Source organism: Tateyamaria pelophila (assembly GCF_019966495.1).
GTDB lineage: Bacteria > Pseudomonadota > Alphaproteobacteria > Rhodobacterales > Rhodobacteraceae > Tateyamaria > Tateyamaria pelophila.
Genome location: NZ_JAIMIA010000222.1, coordinates 1 through 4,041, shown reverse-complemented (window position 1 = coordinate 4,041; position 4,041 = coordinate 1). Strand labels below are relative to the sequence as shown.

3 protein-coding genes are annotated in these 4,041 nt (G+C 54.7%); 2 read left to right on the top strand and 1 reads right to left on the bottom strand.

Annotated elements, in window-relative coordinates; translation table 11 throughout:
• A partial coding sequence (locus tag LC354_RS26695) for a DUF3489 domain-containing protein (protein ID WP_223428981.1) occupies positions 1 to 432 on the top strand: 432 nt, incomplete at its 5' end.
• Positions 433 to 944: 512 nt separating this feature from the next.
• The gene (locus LC354_RS26690) at positions 945 to 2,267 is read left to right on the top strand and encodes a PD-(D/E)XK nuclease family protein (RefSeq protein ID WP_223428980.1); all 1,323 of its coding nucleotides are present in this window, start codon (positions 945 to 947) and stop codon (positions 2,265 to 2,267) included.
• A gap of 85 nt (positions 2,268 to 2,352) precedes the next feature.
• Here LC354_RS26690 and LC354_RS26685 read toward each other — a convergent pair whose 3' ends face one another.
• Positions 2,353 to 3,648 (bottom strand): site-specific DNA-methyltransferase, encoded by a 1,296-nt coding sequence (locus tag LC354_RS26685; RefSeq protein ID WP_223428979.1) that lies wholly within the window; start codon positions 3,646 to 3,648, stop codon positions 2,353 to 2,355.
• Positions 3,649 to 4,041: the final 393 nt, after the last annotated feature.

Here is a 4,041-nt window from a genome sequence, read left to right as displayed (position 1 = left end):
GGTGCCGCCGCAAAGGTGGTTCAGACCCTGATCACAAAAGGCTTCCTCGAAGAAGTCGATACCAACATGCGTACGGGTGAGCCCGTCTGGCGCGAAACCGGCGACGGCCACGGCGTCACGCTGGTTGCAACCGATGCAGGGCTTGCCGCCATCGGCATTGAGCCCGAGGGTGCGGCGGTCGAACCAATCGATAAGCCAGCACCCAAGACGCGCACGCCGCGCGAAGGGACCAAACAAGCCACTCTGATCGCCATGCTGCGCGCGCCGGACGGCGCGACTATCGAGGAAATCGGTGCTGCCCTGCAGTGGGCGCCGCACACCATCAGGGGTGCAATGGCCGGGGCGCTAAAGAAGAAACTCGGCCTCAAGGTCACCTCGGAGAAGGTCGAACGCCGAGGACGCGTATATAGGGTTGGAAACACCGAAGTGTGACTTCCAGGTGACTCAGCTTCCTTCAAGCCACTCTGTTTCTTGCAGAATCCTGCAGTATGCGGATGCTTGATGTTGAGGTTTCGCCTGTATGACACCTCAACTGCTCAAAGTGGTGCCGCCTGCACCGCTTTATCTGCCTCAGACTGGGCCAGCCTCGAGCTGGCCCTTTTTTCCAGCATCCAATCTTTTAAATCAGGCAATGCGCAACGAGGCGATGAGGCCTGCCTTGCCGGTCAGATAGCTCGCAATGCTGCAGGTGCAGTCGGTTGGTGTCAGCCCGAAGCGGCACCCCAGCCCTTGACCCCAAAACAGATTTAGTCGATATTCGCCGCGCGGGTTGCGAACTGGGAAAATGCAGAACGAGACAGAACCTCGCCAGAAGTGCGCCAACGTTCGGGTCAGTGAGCCGTTAAACAAATAGTGGTTTCCGAAAGAACAAAAGACGGGACTAAGCGGTCGATTGCTTTAATTAGATGATCAATAGTAAGAGACGCAATAAAGAAAAATTAGGTATGATCCAAGGTGAATTGAGTCAAGCAGAAGATGACATAGTTTTGTCCAATTTTGAAAAATCGAAGGCAATCGAAGCTCTTCTCATAGGATCAGGCGCACACCAATTTCGAGATTTTGAAAATAGGTTCTCGAATTTCTGCCCATTTGAAGCAGTAGGCATGGTACGTCAAGAAATTAGACACGCACATTTCCTCAGTTTCATTCTTGATCCCAATCGACCTCACCCCTTCCAAGATCATCTCTTAAAAGGCTTTATTCAGGAGGTCATAGCGCAGGCTCAAGATGGTCAAGTCAATATTCAACCACTCACCATTCACTGCTCAGATTTCAGCAGTGCCTTGATCTATCGTGAACGATCCAACATTGATTTCATGATTGAAATTCCTCCAAAAACTTTTCCCGGTGAAGCCAAAGGTTTAGTGGTGACGGTGGAATTGAAGGTAGATGCACCTGAGAGCAAACATCAACTGGGAAAATACTACGATCACATAACGGCAGATTATCCCGCTGATGATTGGGAACGGGCCTTTGTGTTTCTGACCTTGGATGCGACGGCGCCTACTGAGGCAAACTCAAAAAGTTGGATACCCGTTAGTATAGTTGACGTTATCAACCGCTTGGACCTTGAAGTCCAAGCGCATAATCTCTCAGGGGAGGCGGTCAACCTCTTTAAAAACTATTCAGCAATGGTCAGGAGGCACTTGGTGGACGATGAAAATATGGCGCAAATAGCCAAAAGTATTTGGGCTAAACACAGAGAAGCACTAGAGGCGCTTTATGAGTATTGGCCCGATCTACAAGCGGAAGTTATTGATTGGATTAAAGACAATCCTGATGAGCTTGCAAAGGTAGTGAAAGAAGCTACTGGCTTTACCTTGGTGCCAGACACGTCCAGTACACGGCTCTTACGGTTTGGAGTGTCCGACTGGTCAGCACTGCATGGTTTTCAAGATGGTGATACCAATTGGGTCAAAAGTGGCTCTCTAATGGTCCTTGAGCTAGCTGATTGGGGTAATGGTCGATTACGGTTCTCATTTGTCTTGGGACCAGGTGACGCTGATGTCCGAGAGGATATTTATCAAAGCGTTTTGAAGAAGGTTGACGCGGGAGAAATCAAAATAGGTCGCCGGACACGCGTGCTCAAAGATTGGAAACACTTCAGCGCTGCTGATGTTCAAACAGAAAAGGAATACGCCAAAGCTGAAGAAAGCGAAATTACGGCTGAAGAACTCGGTCGTAAAGTAATGAAAAAAATGGCTGCGTTTCTTAAAGTTCATTTGCCTACCTATGACAATGTTCTCAAAGAAACCCTCAAAGAATAGTCCATGCTGCAGCGGCAGCGAACTTCTGGAAGGTTCCACAACGCCGACGCAACTGTTGAGAAGAAGACTGCCGAAAGTAAAAGCGTTACGCGGCCTCGGTCCCCGCCCTTTGGGCCCGAAGGTCATCAAAAGCCTTACCGCTCCCCTCCAAAACCGCCGTCTCACCGGTGAACTCCTGCCAGCGCTGGACGGCCACATCAACATAAGCCGGGTTCAGTTCGATCCCTAGACAGACGCGTCCCGACATTTCCGCTGCGATCAGCGTCGTCCCCGACCCCATGAAGGGCTCGTAGACTGCCTGCCCGGGGCTCGAGTTATTCTCGATCGGCCGGCGCATGCATTCCACCGGCTTCTGTGTTCCATGGACGGTCTTCACATCCTGGTCCTTATTGGGAATCTGCCAAAGCGTTGTCTGCTTGCGATCGCCCGCCCAGTGCCCCTTGCCGGATTTCTTAACTGCATAAGCGCAAGGCTCGTGTTGCCAATGGTAATCACCCCGGCTGAGAACAAGCCGCTCCTTGGCCCAGATGATCTGGGATCGGAGCGTAAAGCCGCAGACCTCAAGGCTTTCGATCACCTCCCTTGCATGCAGCGCCCCGTGCCAAACGTACGCCACGTCGCCCGGAAACAGCGCCCAGGCTTCGCGCCAATCGGCGCGGTCGTCGTTCAGCACCTTGCCGGTGCGTTTGGTTTTTGCCGCCCCTGCCGCATTGCGCCAGGCCGGATCATAGTCGACTCCGTAGGGAGGATCGGTGCACATCAGGAGCGGCGTGACGTCCCCCAGCACCTTTTCCACATCCGTGGCCACGGTGCTGTCGCCGCAAAGCAGCCGATGTTTTCCGAGGACCCAGACATCCCCCGGGCGCGTTACCGGCGCCTCGGGAACCTCGGGTACATCGTCGGGATCGGTCAGACCGCCCGTGGTGTCGATCAGCGCATCGGGCAGGATCTCTGCGAGGTCCTCGGCGCTAAAGCCGATCAGCGACATGTCCTCGATGCCAAAATCCGCGCGCAGCTCACCGATCTCGATGCGCAGCATCTCCGGGTCCCACTCCGCGATTTCCGCCAGCCGGTTGTCGGCCAGCGTGTAGAGCCGCCGGTCCTCTTCGGACCAACCGCGGGCTACCATCACTGGCACCTCGGCCAGACCAAGCTGCGCCGCCGCCATCAACCGGCCATGGCCCGCGATGATCGTGCCATCCTCACCCACCAGCATCGGGATGGTGAAGCCGAACCGCTCCATGGAGGCTGCGATCTGATCAATCTGTTCCGGCGGATGCTGGCGGGCGTTTTTCGCATACGGTGCCAAATCGGCCACCTGCCACATCTCGACCTGCGCCGCGGGCCAGGCCTGCGGGGTGAGTTTGCGTTCTGCTGTCATGGGAAACCTGCCGGGCACGGGCCACGCCCCCCGCTGAAACGAAACGAACCGCAGGGGGTCATTTCGTTTCGCGAGGTGGAGAAAGCCCATGTTTTATTGGGGTTTGGCGCGTTTTGAGGGGGCTCAAGCTGCGCGAAACGAAGTGGATTTAGGGGGGTGTCATTTCGCCAATTCGGGACCTAAGTAACTGATTTCATTGAGGGCGACCCCCTCTGAAACGAAGCGAAATGGGTTTTTGAAAGAATAAAAAACGCTCAAATCCTGCGAGGCGGCGCCCCCGCGTAACACAACGCGTCAGAAGGGACCCAAGGGGGGCCCTGTCGGTTTCCTCGTACGCGCCTTGGTGCGCTGATTTGCCTCTTGACGATACTTTTATACCCCTCGCGAATCACT

Bases quoted from the DNA above. Each gene is read 5' to 3' on its own strand.
- LC354_RS26690 (WP_223428980.1), top strand. From the start codon at position 945: ATGATCCAAGGTGAATTGAGTCAAGCAGAAGATGACATAGTTTTGTCC.
- LC354_RS26685 (WP_223428979.1), bottom strand. From the start codon at position 3,648: ATGACAGCAGAACGCAAACTCACCCCGCAGGCCTGGCCCGCGGCGCAG.